This window comes from Oricola sp. (genome assembly GCF_965230365.1).
Taxonomy (GTDB): Bacteria; Pseudomonadota; Alphaproteobacteria; order Rhizobiales; family Rhizobiaceae; genus Oricola.
Genome location: NZ_OZ246003.1, coordinates 2,530,001 through 2,544,629, shown reverse-complemented (window position 1 = coordinate 2,544,629; position 14,629 = coordinate 2,530,001). Strand labels below are relative to the sequence as shown.

Below are 14,629 nucleotides of genomic sequence, written 5' to 3'. Positions count from 1 at the left end.
AACGCGCGCAAATGGCCATATGACTAGGATTCTTCCGCTTTCCTCTTTTTGGAAACGGAAAGGAGCAAGTCATGGCCGAGAAATCGAAAAGCAATCTGCCCACGATGTGGTCAACGGGCATGTTTGACGATTTTCGCAAGGAAATGGACGACCTGATGGGTGGGTTCTTCGGCGGTGACCGCCGAACACCTGCGATGCGCGACCTTTGGGCCCGGATGCCGGCGGGCGCAGTGAGCCCTGCAATCGATGTCACCGAAAATGACGACACGATCGTCATGACCGCCGAACTGCCTGGCCTGGTCGAGGACGATGTCGATCTGAGCGTGCGCGACGGCGTACTCACGTTGAAAGGCGAGAAGAAGCACGAGCGCGACGAGGAAAAGGACGATGTCCATATCACCGAGCGTTCATACGGTTCGTTCCAGCGGTCCATGCCGGTGCCCGACCGGGTCGATGCCGACAAGATAAGCGCACGGTTCGACAAGGGTATTCTGGTGGTCAGCATGCCGAAGAAGGCCGAGGCGGTTTCGTCCCCACGCAAGATTTCGATCGACCAGTAGTCCGTCGCACGACTGATCGGCGCGGGTGTGGCAAGAAACGGATTGCCACGTGCGCCGGTTTGCATGACTATTCGCCCATGCCGCAGCAAGGAACGATACGCGCCGGCATGGGCGGCTGGATATTCGAGGCTTGGGACCGGACATTCTATCCGGCGGACCTGCCAAAGAAGCGTCAGCTCGAGTTTGCGAGCCGGCAGGTTTCGACCATCGAGATAAACGCCACCTACTATCGCGGCCAGGCACCCGCAACGCTGGCGAAATGGGCGGCGGAAGCACCCGACGGCTTCGTCTACGCGCTGAAGGGGAACCGGTTCGTCACCAACCGCAAGGTGCTGGCAGAGGCCGGTGGTTCGCTCGACAAGTTCTTTGCGCAGGATGTTTCGGTTCTGGGCGCAAAGCTCGGCCCGATCCTGTGGCAGTTCGCGCCGACCAAACGGTTCGAACCCGACGATTTCGAGGCTTTCCTGGAATTGTTGCCCACATCCTCCAACGGCGTGCCCCTTCGCCATGCTCTGGAGGTCCGCCACGACAGCTTCAAGGTGCCGGAGTTTGTCGAACTGGCGGCGCGCTACAATGCGGCCATCGTCTATGCCGACCACTTCACCTATCCGGCGATTGCCGATGTTACCGCCGATTTCGCCTATCTGCGGCTGCAGACCGGCGACGACAGCATCCCGACGGCCTATGCGCCCGAGGCGCTGGCGCGCTGGGCCGGGATTGCCGGCAGCCTCGCCCGAGGCGACGTGCCCGATGGCCTGCCCCTCGCCCATCCGCAACGTCCCGTCGCCAAGACCCCGCGCGATGTCTTCATCTTCTTCATCCACGAGGGCAAGGCGCGCGCGCCGCATGCCGCCATGGCGTTTATGGACCTAGTGTCACCGCGACAATAGACTTTCGAGCGCCATCCGGGATGCCGGCACAAGGTCCTCGGCAATAGCAAGCGGCCCGGCCGCCGCGCCTGACTCACCATGCAACCATACTGCCGCGCAAGCCGCCTCCCACAGGGGCATTCGGCGTGCGGCCAGCCCCGCGATCAGACCCGAGAGCACATCTCCGGATCCCGCCGTGGCAAGCGCCGGCGGAGCATTCGCGTTGATCGCCACGCGACCGTCTGGTGCCGCGATCACGGTGTCCGGACCTTTGTACACGACAATCGCATTGGCTGTTTTCGCGGCCGCGAGCGCCCTTTCATGTTTGGCCATGCCCTCCGCAGCGGCCAGATCGGGAAACAGCCTTGCGAACTCGCCTTCATGTGGTGTCAGCGCGAGCGATGGCGCGCTGCCTGCCGCAGCTTCGAAGAAGGTCTCCGGCTGCCTGGCAAGCGCAGTGATGCCGTCCGCATCCACGACCAACGGGATCGGGCGCTCACGGTTGTTCGCAAGGTGGGAGACGATAATCGAAGCGGCTTCGCGAAGATCGCGAAAACCCGGACCGATCACCGCGGCGCTGCAACCTTTCAAGGCGCGCAGCTTTGCAGCCCCGTCGCCGGCCTCGGCAACTGCAAGCATGATCGACGTCACATGGGCGGCCTGAATATCGAGGGCGCTTGGCCTGCCCAGAATGGTCACCGCGCCCGGCCCGACGGCTTGCGCCGATAGCGCGGCCAGGCGCGATGCGCCGGATGCCAGGCGCGGTCCGGAAAACACCCCGACGTGGCCGCGCGTGTATTTGTGCTGCCGGTCGGCGTTGTCAGGCAACCATCCAGCCCACAAAACCGGCTGATTTTCGAAGATGCTCGGTGGCTCGCCCTCGAACACGCCGTCGCGGACGCCGATATCGGCGACAAAGATCTCACCGCACAACGCCCTGCCCGGATAGAGCAGATGTCCCGGCTTCTTTCTGAAGAACGTGACGGTCACGTCGGCTTGAAGCGTTCCACCGAGATCGAACCCGCTGTCGCCATTCAGGCCGCTTGGCAGATCCACGGCGATCACGCGGCACCGCGCCTCCCGGGCGATTGTAAATGCAGTAACGACATCAACCGGAAGCTCCCGCGTCAAGCCGGCGCCGAAAACCGCGTCGATCACAAGATCGCGTGGTTCCGGACTGAATTCAGGGAAGACCTCTGCATTTACCGGACAGTCGTTTCTTGCGATGGCCGCGTCCGAGCCCGCACGCGGTGCGCCCAGTGCATAAATCCGGATCGGAACTCCGACCGCCGCCAGTTTCGTTGCGGCCACGTAGCCGTCGCCGCCATTGTTGCCCGGGCCGCAGAGGACATGAATGGTCGCGGCACCTGCGAATTCTTGCATGGCGCGACCGGCGATCGCCGCACCAGCTTCCAGCATCAACTGATAGCCCGACGCGAAGCCGTTTTGAATCGTCCAGCTATCGGCCCGGCTCATCTGGGCGCAACTCATGACAGCTGCCTCGGTGAACCGGCCAGTAGGCTTAATCGTCACACCGCCCCCAATCTGCCTATTTTTTGCTCAGCGTGATGTTTTTCGCGCCATCGATTTGCGCATTTTTGTCTCCTGCGGCGAAGATGGACAGCATTCTGGCCGGATTTTGCAGCGGGAATTGGCGCTTGTCCAACACTCATTGCCGGGTATGCGATCTGGCACGCCACCTGCTTGTGTCTGACCAACATCGTCCCCGGAGGCTCGCGCATACATGAAGAAAATCGAAGCGATCATCAAACCATTCAAGCTTGATGAGGTGAAAGAAGCGCTGCAAGAAGTCGGCCTTCAGGGGATTACCGTGACCGAGGCCAAGGGCTTCGGGCGGCAGAAGGGTCATACAGAACTCTACCGCGGCGCCGAATATGTCGTTGACTTTCTGCCGAAAGTTAAGGTTGAAGTCGTAGTCGGCGACGAGATGGTGGAATCTGCCATGGACGCCATCCGCAACGCTGCCCAAACCGGGCGTATCGGCGACGGCAAAATCTTCGTTTCAAGCATCGAGGAAGTGGTCCGAATCCGGACCGGAGAAACCGGTGCGGACGCGATCTGATCGCGTACCCGCTCCTTCAAACTGCAATTTCCAGTTCAACCAAAGGGAAGAAAAATGAGTGCAAGTGACATTCTGAAGAACATCAAGGACAATGAGGTGAAGTTCCTCGATCTTCGCTTCAGCGATCCGCGCGGCAAGCTGCAACATCTGACGATCGATACCGCGGTTGTCGATGAGGACATGTTCGCCGATGGCGTGATGTTCGACGGTTCCTCGATCGCGGGCTGGAAGGCGATCAACGAGTCCGACATGGTTCTGATGCCGGACACCGACACTGCCCACATGGACCCGTTTTATGCGCAGTCGACGATGGGCATCTTCTGCGACATCCTCGACCCGATTTCAGGCGAAGGCTACGATCGTGACCCGCGCATGACCGCGAAGCGTGCGGAAGCCTACGTGAAATCCGGCGGCTTCGGCGACACCGCCTACTTCGGCCCAGAGCCGGAATTTTTCATCTTCGATGATGTCAAGTTCTCGGCTGATCCTTACAATACCGGCTTCCAGCTCGACTCCGTCGAACTGCCGATCAACACCAGCGCCGAATACGAGACCGGCAACCTCGGCCACCGTCCGCGCACCAAGGGCGGCTACTTCCCGGTCAACCCGGTCGATTCGGCCCAGGATATCCGCTCCGAGATGCTGACCGTCCTGGCTGAAATGGGCGTCAAGACCGAGAAGCATCACCACGAAGTGGCTGCTGCCCAGCACGAACTGTCGATGTTGTTCAACACGCTGACATTCAAAGCTGATGAAGTTCAGCTCTACAAATACGTCGTGCACAACGTCGCACATGCATACGGCAAGTCGGCAACCTTTATGCCGAAGCCGGTCTACGGCGACAACGGTACTGGCATGCACGTCCACCAGTCGATCTGGGGCGAAGGCAAGCCGCTGATGGCCGGCGACGGCTATGCCGGTCTGTCGGAGACCTGCCTCTACTACATCGGCGGCATCATCAAACACGCCAAGGCGCTGAACGCCTTCACCAACCCGTCGACCAACTCCTACAAGCGCCTGGTCCCGGGCTTCGAGGCTCCGGTGCTGCTGGCCTACTCGGCCCGCAACCGTTCGGCATCTTGCCGTATCCCGTTCTCCGGTTCGCCGAAAGGCAAGCGCGTCGAAATCCGCTTCCCGGATCCGACCGCCAACCCGTATCTCGCCTTCGCCGCGATGCTGATGGCGGGCCTCGACGGCGTCAAAAACAAGATCCATCCGGGCGACCCGATGGACAAGGACCTGTACGACCTGCCGGCCGAAGAACTGGCCGACATTCCGACGGTCTGCGGCTCGCTGCGTGAGGCCATCGCGGCCCTGCGCGCCGACAACGAGTTCCTGAAAGCCGGCGGCGTCTTCTCCGATGACCAGATCGAAGCCTATCTGGAGCTGAAGGAAGAAGAGAACATCGCGTACGAGCACACGCCGCACCCGGTGGAATTCGACATGTACTATTCCTGCTGATCATCAGTCAGGACAGTGTTTTAGACCGGCGGCGCGAAAGCGCCGCCGGTTTTCTTATGGGCTCAAATATAGACGCCCCAAAGCTTGGGAGGTTTTGGTTAACCCTATTTTAGGCGCGGATTCGCTAACCAATACTTGCGGCGCCTTTACAGGCGGACGATGTGGTCCATCCGCGAACTGCTTGGCGCAGTATGTCTTCCGAGCCCTCTTTACGGGCACGTTACTCCCAATCAGACAGGATTTCCCGGAGGAGCTCCCATGCGTCTTCGCATCGCGCACAAACTGGCCATGTTCGCACCGCTTTCGATCGTTGGAATGGTCGTCATCACCGGGATTTTCATGGTTGGTGCGAATCGGCAGAATGAACTGATGAAGTCGGCGAAAGTCGATGGAGCGCTTGCCTTTACAATCGAGGAAATCGGTTCGAAGACCATAGACGCCCGCCGCATCGAGAAGGATTACCTGCTTACCGGCGAAGAATCGTTGATCGCCGACCACGGCGCGCTAGCAAGCGAGATCGTCGAGGATACCGGGAAGCTGCGCGAGATTGCCGAGGAGTCGCAAAACACATGGCTGCTGAGCGAGATCGACGAACTCGACGAGGCGTTCGCCGGGTATGTCGACGATTTCCGGGCCCTGGTCGCTTCGCATGAGCTGCTCGGCCTGATCGAAACGCGCGGTTTGCGTGGAGAGCTGCGAACTGCAGTTAGCGATGTGGAAGAGATTGTCGGCGAGCTCGAGGCGCCAGCCTTCAAGATCGCATTATTGACGCTGCGCACCCTTGAGCGGGATTTCATCCTCACCCATAGCCAAACTTATGCCGATCAGCACGAGATGGAGATCGAGGCTTTCCACGCGATCTGGGACGAGTTGGGCCTGAGCTGGTTGCCGCAACGCGCGGAGGCTGATGCAATTGTCACCAGCTACGGCGAAACGTTTCAGCGTTATGTTGAGGAGACCCTGCGCGAGACGCAACTGCGCGCGCAGATTGCCGCGATACTGGAACCGATCATCGACCGGATGATCACCCAGCTCGAAAAGCGGGAGGCCGAGGCGATCGCAAAGGCCGACGCCGCGGCGCAGAATACGCTTATGCTTGCGCTACTCTCGGTGTTGATCGGCGGCATTGCCGTCGGCGCGGTCGTCTGGCTGATAAGCCGTTCGATCAAGAACCCGCTCGCCGAAACGACACAAGTCATGGCTTCGATGGCGGAGGGCGACACCGATATCGGCATCGGCGGTGTCGATCGCGGCGACGAGATCGGCGAGATGGCGAGAGCGCTCACGGTTTTTCGCGACAGCGAGATCGCCCGCCGACGAGCCGAGGCCGAAGCCGAGGAAACGCGCAATGCCAACGAGCGCGACCGTGCGACACGCGACGCCGAGCGCCAAGCGGAATCCGAAGATCTGCAGACCGCGATCAACGCGTTGGGCGAAGGCCTGCGCGACCTTTCGGCCGGCAATCTGACCGTGCAGATCAATGAGGCCTTTGTGCCGCAACTTGACAGCCTGCGCAGCGATTTCAACACTTCCGTCGAGAAGCTTGGGGTCACGGTCGGCGCTGCCGTGTTGAGCGCGACGAACATCGAAGAAGGCAGCCGCGGGATCGCCAACGCCGCCGAGGACCTTTCGCGCCGCACCGAACAGCAGGCGGCGGCGCTGGAGCAGACGGCGGCCTCGCTGGAAACGATGACAGCGTCGGTTCGCTCGACTGCCGACAGCGCCCGCAGCGCCGGTGAACAGGCCGACGCAACTGCGACGGACGCCGCTCGCTCCGGCGAAATTGTCGAGCATGCGGTCTCCGCAATGGCCGAGATCGAGAAATCATCAAACCAGATCTCCGACATTATCGTGCTGATTGAGGACATCGCCTTCCAGACCAACCTGCTGGCGCTCAACGCAGGCGTCGAGGCCGCGCGGGCGGGCGATGCCGGCAAGGGCTTTGCTGTTGTCGCGCAGGAAGTGCGCGAATTGGCGCAGCGTTGTGGCAATGCCGCGCATGAAATCAAGGCGCTGATCGAGGCCTCGGGCCAGAAGGTGGCGACCGGCGTGCAACTCGTCGGCGAGACCGGCAAGTCGCTAGAGGCGATCGTCGAGCAGGTCAACCGCGTCAACGAGCACATCCGCACGATCGTCGACGCCACCGGCGAGCAGTCGAACGGGATCACCGAGATCAATGTCGCAATCAGCGAGATGGACAACGGCACCCAGAAGAATGCGGCAATGGTCGAGGAGACCACGGCGGGCATCCGAACTCTGGCCGACGAAGCGATTTCACTCGGCGAAAGCATGGGGCAATTCCGGCTCGACAATGTGGAGCGGCTGCCGCAACGCGAGGCACCGCCGGCAAGTCCGATTCCGGTTCACGCCACAGCCGGCAATACCGCCTTCGCCACCGATCCGCAGGAGTGGACCGAATTCTAAGGCGCTGCCCGGGCAGCAAGTTTCCGGACTTGCCGCGCCATCGGCAATTTGCCAAACCTGTCTGGTGTTCTGACAGGAGAGTTGGTCGATGGCGACGCTGACATTTCACGGGGCTGCGGGAACGGTAACGGGTTCCTGTTCTCTGGTCGAAGCCGCGAGCACGCGGTTCCTGATCGACTGCGGCATGTTCCAGGGCAACAAGACGATCCGGGCGTTAAACGACAAGCCTTTCCCATTCGATCCGGCCGAAGCCCGGTTTCTTATGTTGACTCACGCCCATATCGACCATTCCGGCCTGCTGCCGAAACTGGTGAAGCATGGGTTCGACGGACCGATCTATTGCACCGCGCCGACTGCCGATCTGCTTACATTCATGCTGCTGGATTCGGCAAAAATCCAGAAGTCGAATGCCGAGCGCTACAACCGCAAGCGGCAGCGCAAGGGCGAGCCGCCGGTCGATCCGATCTATACCGAAGAGCACGTCCGCGAAACGCTGCACCTGCTCAAGCCGGTCGACTACGACGCCTGGTTCGAACCGGAGACAGGCGTTCACATGCGCTATTGGAACGCGGGTCACATGCTTGGCTCGGCCTCGGTGGAAATGAAGTTTCCCTCCGCGGACGGAAAGAACACGATGCGGATCCTGTTTTCCGGCGATATCGGCCCGGAGGAGAAGGTGTTTCACCCGGAGCCAGACGCGGAAGCGGGTTTCGACTATATCGTCTGCGAAAGCACCTATGGCGACCGCGAGCGTGACGACTACACGCTCGAAAAGCGCCGCGAGATGCTGCGCAAAGAACTCGTCCGCGGCCTGTCGGCCGGCGGCAATGTGGTGATCCCGGCCTTCGCGGTCGAACGCAGCCAGGAGTTGCTGCACGATATCGGCGTGCTGCTGGCGGAAGGCGAAATCCCGCACACGACCGTTTTTCTCGATTCGCCGCTGGCCAAGGCGGTGACGGAAGTCTTCATCAAGCATGCGCACACGCTGGATGATATTTCCGTTTCCGAAGAGACGCTGTTTCGCGATTCGCGTTTCCGTCTCGTCCAAGACGTCGAGGAGAGCAAGGCGATCAACCAGATCACCAGCGGCGCGATCATCATCTCGGCCAGCGGCATGGCGGATGCGGGGCGTATCCAACATCATATCAAGAACAATATCTGGCGCTCCAACGCGACAATCCTGTTCGTCGGGTATCAGGCTCCAGGCACGCTCGGCCATTACATCACCAGCGGCGAACCAATGGTTCGGATTCACGGCCGGGAGTACCTCGTCAAGGCCGACATCCGGCAGCTCGGCAACTACTCCGCACACGCCGATCAGGGCGAACTTATCGACTGGATCATGGCGCGGACGCCGATCGCCGGGCGGATATTTCTCAATCACGGCGATGACGACGCCCGCGAGGAACTCGCGCGGCTTCTGATCGAGCGCGGCCTCCAACCAGAGGCCGTGGTCTTGCCGCAGATGGACGAGGCGTTCGAGCTGGTGGCCGGCGACGCACGCTCGAAGGGCCGGCTGCCGGAGCGCATTCCGCGCGGCGAATTGTTGACCGACTGGAACAACGATTACGCAGCGTTCATCGTCGCCCTGACACAGCGGCTCAACACCGCCGCCGACGATGCGGAACGCCGCAGCATCATCGAAAGCCTGCGCAAGGCGCTCTAGCGATCGCAGACGTCAGCCGGCCTCGGAGTCCTTCTCGCTGAAGCCGAGCAGGTTCCAGCTCTGAACCATGTGGGGCGGCAGCGGCGCGGTCGCATTGATCGTGCCGCCGTCGGGATGCGGAATGACAATGCGGCGCGCATGCAGATGCAGCTTCTTCTGGATGCCGCCCGGAAATTCCCAGTTCGGATCGTCTTCGAAATACTTCGGATCGCCGATCATCGGGCAGCCCATGTGCAGCGCGTGGACCCGCAATTGGTGGGTACGCCCGGTCACCGGCTCCATCTCCAGCCAGGTCAGCTTTTGCCCGGCGGTTTCGACGATGCGATAATCGGACACGGCATGGTCGGCGTCCGGCTCTCCATGCTTGCACACCCGCATCCGGTCGCCATCAGGCGTCGGCTCTTTGACGAGCCAGGTCGATATGCGCCCTTCCCGCTTGCCTGGCACGCCCTTGACCAGCGCCCAGTAGGTTTTCTTTGTGTCGCGCTCGCGAAAGGCAGCCGTCAGCCGCTGCGCGGCGCCGCGCGTCCGCGCGATGACAAGAATACCCGAGGTATCGCGGTCAATCCGGTGTACGAGCCGTGGCTTTTCGCCCTTCTGGTTGCGAAAGGCCTCAAGCATGCCATCTATATGCCGGGTGACGCCGGATCCACCCTGCACAGCCAATCCGGCAGGCTTGTTGAGGACCAGCACCTTGCGGTCCTCGTAGAGGATCATCTTGCGCAAAGCCTCGCCGTCACTGGCGTTGCGCATGGTTCGCGCCGTCAGCGGCGCGCCGGACGATCTCGTACCGCCCGCGCCGGGCGGGATACGCACGGATTGCCCGGCCTCCAGCCGCGTATCGGATTTGGCACGCTTGCCGTCGATCCGCACCTGGCCGGTGCGCAGCAGTTTCTGCAACGCACCGAAGGCCAGATCGGGATAATGCAGCTTGAACCAACGGTCGACGCGCATACCGGCTTCGTCGGCGTCGACATCTTTCTGTTCGACCTTCGCTGATCCCTGCCCGCTCATGCCAACACCCGGACAATCGCCAGACCGCCGAACAGCGCCAGGATCGACAGGACAACGCTGGCGGCAAGATAGACGAACCCCACACCGTGATCGCCGCGCTCCCACATCAGCGCAAAGTCGAGCGAGAATGCCGAAAACGTCGTGAAGCCGCCGAGAAAGCCGGTGGCGAGAAACAGGCGCACTTCATTGCTGGTTCCGCCAATGCGGCGCGCCAGAACGGCGATTAGCAGGCCCATGGCGAAAGAACCGACGACATTGACGGCAAGCGTGCCGACCGGAAACCCCGGCCCGAACAGGCGCAGTGCCGCCGTGTTCATCAAGTGACGGGCAGCCGCGCCAAGCGCGCCGCCGGTGGCAACGAGAAGGAGATGCAACATGCCTGCCCTCCTACTCCATGCCCTTGTTCGGCGAAAGGGGGCTGGTTGGCGACGGGTACTTCCTTCCCCCAATTGCGATTTCCAGCACTTAGCCGGCGGCTAAGACGCTGACATCGCATTCTCCCCCTCGAAGAGTGGAGAGTGGCGCGCTTTATCTCAACAAGGCGCACGTCATCGCCACCGCGCCCCATTCCCGGAACCAGCGTTGTCACAGAACTGGAAGACGGGCGGTCAAAGCATCGCAACGTCTAAAAGGTATAGCGATCCTCGGACCGCCCGTTCGGTGGTCTTGCAGCTTCGGTCGGCGGCCCGGAACTCTGTCCGGGAAAACAAGACTGCGCGCGCCGCTTCATGCCGCCCTGCCGTGGGGGTTCATCACCCAGCAACACACCTCTGTATTACCCAGCAGGCACCGTCCCACTCCCCATCAGCCGGTGTGCACGACAGACTTCCGTGAGCAGGCGGATGAGATTGTAAGGGAGGGTTTGGGGGCGGTGAATAAGTTTCGCGCCAGGCACGCTCTATCCTTTTAAGTTTTTTGAAGAAACGCTGACACAGGCAAAAAACCTATACAACAGGCGGGGTCGCAATCAGGCAGCGCACCCCGCGGTCACGCACAAAGTCCTGACATCACCAGTGGTCCGAACCATAGCCAAGGACCGGAATATGGCGAGGATCGGAGCGTGTTTTATATCTGTTGCGAAGTTTCCCTCTTAACCCTCTGATATTTATATCAGATCATGCGGGTTCGAATCTTTCCTATCGACCGGTGGAGGGCCCCGAAGGCCGATCCGGCGCGACTCGCTAGATCTTTCCGGCCAGTTTAGGCGCTTCCTTCACGAATCCGGTGACGAAGGTGTCGAGCGCGACCCAGTCTGTGAACTCGTAATCGCGGTCCGTATCGGTTGGGCCATCATTCTGGAATGCTATCCGCCGCAGCGCCCAGCGTCGGAAGAAATCATACTCGGTGTATTTCAACGCGCCGGCGGCATGGTGAACCGCGACCGGCCACCAGCCGGTTTCCTCGCCCATATCGCCGGTGATCTTGACGATCTCGGCCATGTCGTCCTCGTCCGAACCAGCTGCCGATAGCGATATCGAGATAAATGCACCGGGACGCGCCATGAGTTGTTCGTGCTGGCGTTTCAGCAATCGGCGCAATGACACCGGGAAGGTGCCGGTGTGCACTGGTGCTGCGGCGATGACCGCGTCGATGGTGTCCGGATCCGGCAATGCCGTCTCATCGCTCGCGTCGATCACGACGACTTGGTGTCCGCCGCCTTCCAGCGTGGCTTTGATGTGATTGCAAACCTTGCGTGTGTGACCCTCGACCGTCGCGTAGACGAGCAAAATGCGCATGTCTCACCTCCGTGTTCGGCCAAGACTGCTGCACTCGCGGCAACCGGGCCTTGATACCAATCAACTGAAAAGGTTTATCAGCCCTGCCGCTCCCGGCGCAGCGCCGCCCAGTAGTCCAGGCGCTTCCGCAATTCCCGCTCGAAACCTCGCTCCACCGGGTCGTAGTAACTCTGGCGGCCCATTTCGGAGGGAAAGTAATCCTGGCCGGAGAAGGCATCCGGCTCGTCGTGATCGTAGCGGTAACCGTCGCCATAGCCTTCCGAAGACATCAGCTTTGTCGGCGCATTCAGTATGTGCTTGGGCGGCAGAAGCGATCCGTTGTTCCTGGCCGCGCGCATTGCAGCCTTGAACGCGGTATAGGCGGCATTCGATTTCGGCGCCGACGCCAGATAGATGCAGGCTTGGGCCAATGCCAACTCACCCTCGGGCGAGCCGAGATAGTCGTAGGCATCCTTGGCGGCGAGAGCTATCGACAAAGCCTGCGGATCGGCAAGGCCGATATCCTCGCTTGCCATGCGCACGAGCCGGCGGCCGAGATAGAGCGGGTCTTCGCCGGCATCGAACATGCGGCAGAGATAGTAGAGCGCAGCATCGGGATCGGAGCCGCGCACCGATTTGTGCAGCGCTGAAATCAGATTGTAGTGGCCGTCCTGGCTCTTGTCGTAAATGGGTGCGCGGCGCTGAAGAATGGCGCGGAGGCCTGCTTCGTCCAATGTTTCGTCCGGCTTGGTGGCGCGATAGACTTCCTCGGCGAGTGTCAGCACCGCGCGGCCATCGCCGTCGGCCATGGCGAGCATTGTGTGCCGGGCCTCTGGTGTGACCGGCAGCGACCCGCCCATCAGCGTTTCGGCGCGTGACAGCAGGCTGCCAAGCCCCTCCTCGTCGAGCCGCTTCAAGGTCAGCACGCGGGTCCGCGAGAGAAGCGCGGCGTTCAATTCGAATGACGGGTTCTCGGTGGTCGCACCGACAAGGACAATCGTGCCGTCTTCGACCACGGGAAGGAAGGAATCCTGTTGGGCCCGGTTGAAGCGGTGGATCTCATCGACGAACAGCAAGGTCTGCACGCCGTTGCCGAGGCGCAGCCGTGCGGCATCGAACACTTTCTTCAGATCGGCGACGCCGCTGAAGATTGCCGATATCTGCTCGAAATGCAGACCCGTGGCGCCGGCCAGCAGCCGGGCAATGGTAGTCTTTCCGGTGCCGGGCGGGCCCCAAAGAATAATATTGCCGAGACTTCCGGCTTCGATCATCCTGGTCAGCGCGCCCTCCTCGCCGGTCAGGTGCTGCTGGCCGACGACGTCGGCAAGCGTGTCAGGCCGCAGCCGGTCCGCGAGCGGTCGGAGCGGCTGGGCATCCTGCTTTTCGGGCTCCGGGCTGGCAAAGAGATCCGCCATCGTTACCCGCGGAAAAACTGTCGGACCCTGGAGCCGTTCCGGTTGATCTCGAAACTCCAGGAACGACCGCCTGACGCGGTGACGTCGATCACCTTATCGACACTGTCGATCTCGGCGCGGTTGATGCGCAGCAGGATATCGCCGGGCCGGAATCCGGCGCGCGCGGCCGGCGAGCCGCGTTGCACGTCGGTGACCACAACCCCGTCGCCGCGATAGCGGATGCGAAGCCGGTCGAGCAGGCGTGGCGAGATGTTGGCGACTGTCGCACCCGACAAAGGATTGGGACCGGTGATCAGCGTGGATTGCGGCGGGACCGTCTCGGGAATGCGCTCCAGACGCACGTCGAGCGCGACCCGCCTGCCTCGCGACAGCAACGCCAGCGTGACGACTTTGCCCGGACCGGCTGTCGCCAGCCGGTAGCCGAGTGCATCCGGGTGCTCGATCTTGCGCCCGTCGATGTTGAGAACCACGTCGCCGGGCCGCAGCCCGGCGCGGCCGGCCGGGCCGCCGCGCACGACTTCCGTGACAATCGCACCGCGGGGCCGGCGCATGCCGAGGCTTTCGGCGATCGACGGCGTAACGACATCGAAGGACGCGCCGAGATAGGGCCGCTCGAAGGCATCGGCGCCGCCGCGCGCCTGGTCGATCACCGCACGCACCATATTGGAGGGGATCGCAAAGCCAATGCCGTTGGACCCGCCGGAGCGGCTAAAGATCGCCGTATTTATACCGATCAGCCGGCCGGACATGTCGATGAGCGCGCCGCCGGAGTTGCCGGGATTGATCGCCGCATCGGTCTGGATGAAGAAACCGAAGTCCGACACGCCGACGCGCGTGCGGGCCAACGCCGAGACGATGCCTGACGTGATGGTTTGACCGACGCCGAACGGATTGCCGATGGCCAGCACCAGATCGCCGGTTTCGACAGCGTCCGAATTGGCGAGATCGAGGAAGTCCAGGTTTTTGCCTGCGTCGATGCGCAGCACGGCCAGGTCGGAGCGCTCGTCGCGCAGCACGACCGTGCTGGCATATTCCGAACCATCGGCGAGCGCGACCCGGATGGCGTCGGCGTCACCGATGACGTGGTTGTTGGTAACGATCAGGCCGGATCGATCGACGATCACGCCCGAGCCCAGCGACGACTCCATGCGCGGCCGGCGCGACCCGAACTGCCCGCCGAAGAACTGCTCGAAGAATGGGTCACCCTCGAATGGCGAGCGCCGCTCGACCAGCCGCTCGGCATAGACGTTGACAACCGCGGGCGCCGTTCGCTTGACCAGTGGCGCGAACGACCACCTCACCTCTTCCATCGTGGATGGCACCCGGCGGTTGCGGTCATTGTACTGCGCTTCAGCTGCAACCGCGCCGAACAGGACGACGAACGCCGCCAAAAACGGCAGGATCCGAAACGATGACATGGGG

At 61.8% G+C, this 14,629-nt stretch carries 12 protein-coding genes; 6 read left to right on the top strand and 6 right to left on the bottom strand.

Annotated elements, in window-relative coordinates; genetic code table 11:
• Window positions 1–71 precede the first annotated feature (71 nt).
• The gene (locus ACO06R_RS12330; RefSeq protein ID WP_421850140.1) at window positions 72–560 is read left to right on the top strand and encodes an Hsp20/alpha crystallin family protein; all 489 of its coding nucleotides are present in this window, start codon (window positions 72–74) and stop codon (window positions 558–560) included.
• A gap of 77 nt (window positions 561–637) precedes the next feature.
• Window positions 638–1,450: a DUF72 domain-containing protein gene (locus tag ACO06R_RS12325; protein WP_421850137.1), complete on the top strand. Its 813-nt coding sequence runs from the start codon at window positions 638–640 to the stop codon at window positions 1,448–1,450.
• On the opposite strand, the gene ACO06R_RS12320 is transcribed toward ACO06R_RS12325, so the two are convergent.
• Window positions 1,436–2,920 carry an NAD(P)H-hydrate dehydratase gene (locus ACO06R_RS12320; RefSeq protein ID WP_421850134.1) on the bottom strand — a complete coding sequence of 495 codons (1,485 nt, stop codon included), beginning with the start codon at window positions 2,918–2,920 and terminating at the stop codon, window positions 1,436–1,438. The genes ACO06R_RS12325 and ACO06R_RS12320 overlap by 15 nt on opposite strands.
• 253 nt (window positions 2,921–3,173) lie before the next feature.
• Between ACO06R_RS12320 and ACO06R_RS12315 the strand changes: the two genes are divergently transcribed.
• The 4 genes from ACO06R_RS12315 to ACO06R_RS12300 all read left to right on the top strand — a co-directional run bounded on the left by ACO06R_RS12315 (window position 3,174) and on the right by ACO06R_RS12300 (window position 9,063).
• Window positions 3,174–3,512 (top strand): P-II family nitrogen regulator, encoded by a 339-nt coding sequence (locus ACO06R_RS12315; protein WP_421850131.1) that lies wholly within the window; start codon window positions 3,174–3,176, stop codon window positions 3,510–3,512.
• A 54-nt stretch (window positions 3,513–3,566) separates the two neighbouring features.
• A complete protein-coding gene (glnA, locus tag ACO06R_RS12310; RefSeq protein ID WP_421850127.1) occupies window positions 3,567–4,973 on the top strand; it encodes a type I glutamate--ammonia ligase in 1,407 nt (468 codons plus the stop codon).
• Between the two features lie 258 nt (window positions 4,974–5,231).
• Window positions 5,232–7,397 carry a methyl-accepting chemotaxis protein gene (locus ACO06R_RS12305; protein ID WP_421850124.1) on the top strand — a complete coding sequence of 722 codons (2,166 nt, stop codon included), beginning with the start codon at window positions 5,232–5,234 and terminating at the stop codon, window positions 7,395–7,397.
• Between the two features lie 88 nt (window positions 7,398–7,485).
• Window positions 7,486–9,063 carry an MBL fold metallo-hydrolase RNA specificity domain-containing protein gene (locus ACO06R_RS12300; RefSeq protein WP_421850121.1) on the top strand — a complete coding sequence of 526 codons (1,578 nt, stop codon included), beginning with the start codon at window positions 7,486–7,488 and terminating at the stop codon, window positions 9,061–9,063.
• Between the two features lie 12 nt (window positions 9,064–9,075).
• Here ACO06R_RS12300 and ACO06R_RS12295 read toward each other — a convergent pair whose 3' ends face one another.
• The 5 genes from ACO06R_RS12295 to ACO06R_RS12275 all read right to left on the bottom strand — a co-directional run bounded on the left by ACO06R_RS12295 (window position 9,076) and on the right by ACO06R_RS12275 (window position 14,625).
• Window positions 9,076–10,077, bottom strand: a complete 1,002-nt coding sequence (locus ACO06R_RS12295; RefSeq protein ID WP_421850118.1) for an RluA family pseudouridine synthase — start codon at window positions 10,075–10,077, stop codon at window positions 9,076–9,078.
• Window positions 10,074–10,454, bottom strand: coding sequence for a fluoride efflux transporter CrcB (crcB, locus tag ACO06R_RS12290; protein ID WP_421850115.1), 381 nt, complete (start codon window positions 10,452–10,454; stop codon window positions 10,074–10,076). Before crcB ends, ACO06R_RS12295 begins: the two co-directional genes overlap by 4 nt.
• Before the next feature lie 804 nt (window positions 10,455–11,258).
• Window positions 11,259–11,813 carry a flavodoxin domain-containing protein gene (locus ACO06R_RS12285; RefSeq protein ID WP_421850112.1) on the bottom strand — a complete coding sequence of 185 codons (555 nt, stop codon included), beginning with the start codon at window positions 11,811–11,813 and terminating at the stop codon, window positions 11,259–11,261.
• A gap of 77 nt (window positions 11,814–11,890) precedes the next feature.
• Window positions 11,891–13,207: a replication-associated recombination protein A gene (locus tag ACO06R_RS12280; protein ID WP_421850108.1), complete on the bottom strand. Its 1,317-nt coding sequence runs from the start codon at window positions 13,205–13,207 to the stop codon at window positions 11,891–11,893.
• 2 nt (window positions 13,208–13,209) lie between these two features.
• The gene (locus ACO06R_RS12275; protein ID WP_421850105.1) at window positions 13,210–14,625 is read right to left on the bottom strand and encodes a DegQ family serine endoprotease; all 1,416 of its coding nucleotides are present in this window, start codon (window positions 14,623–14,625) and stop codon (window positions 13,210–13,212) included.
• Window positions 14,626–14,629: the final 4 nt, after the last annotated feature.

Excerpts from the sequence above, each read along its gene's own strand:
- ACO06R_RS12300 (WP_421850121.1), top strand. The coding sequence starts at position 7,486 with ATGGCGACGCTGACATTTCACGGGGCTGCGGGAACGGTAACGGGTTCC.
- ACO06R_RS12280 (WP_421850108.1), bottom strand. The coding sequence starts at position 13,207 with ATGGCGGATCTCTTTGCCAGCCCGGAGCCCGAAAAGCAGGATGCCCAG.
- ACO06R_RS12305 (WP_421850124.1), top strand. The coding sequence starts at position 5,232 with ATGCGTCTTCGCATCGCGCACAAACTGGCCATGTTCGCACCGCTTTCG.
- ACO06R_RS12325 (WP_421850137.1), top strand. The coding sequence starts at position 638 with ATGCCGCAGCAAGGAACGATACGCGCCGGCATGGGCGGCTGGATATTC.
- ACO06R_RS12285 (WP_421850112.1), bottom strand. The coding sequence starts at position 11,813 with ATGCGCATTTTGCTCGTCTACGCGACGGTCGAGGGTCACACACGCAAG.
- ACO06R_RS12320 (WP_421850134.1), bottom strand. The coding sequence starts at position 2,920 with ATGAGTTGCGCCCAGATGAGCCGGGCCGATAGCTGGACGATTCAAAAC.
- ACO06R_RS12295 (WP_421850118.1), bottom strand. The coding sequence starts at position 10,077 with ATGAGCGGGCAGGGATCAGCGAAGGTCGAACAGAAAGATGTCGACGCC.
- ACO06R_RS12315 (WP_421850131.1), top strand. The coding sequence starts at position 3,174 with ATGAAGAAAATCGAAGCGATCATCAAACCATTCAAGCTTGATGAGGTG.
- ACO06R_RS12330 (WP_421850140.1), top strand. The coding sequence starts at position 72 with ATGGCCGAGAAATCGAAAAGCAATCTGCCCACGATGTGGTCAACGGGC.
- crcB (WP_421850115.1), bottom strand. The coding sequence starts at position 10,454 with ATGTTGCATCTCCTTCTCGTTGCCACCGGCGGCGCGCTTGGCGCGGCT.
- ACO06R_RS12275 (WP_421850105.1), bottom strand. The coding sequence starts at position 14,625 with ATGTCATCGTTTCGGATCCTGCCGTTTTTGGCGGCGTTCGTCGTCCTG.
- glnA (WP_421850127.1), top strand. The coding sequence starts at position 3,567 with ATGAGTGCAAGTGACATTCTGAAGAACATCAAGGACAATGAGGTGAAG.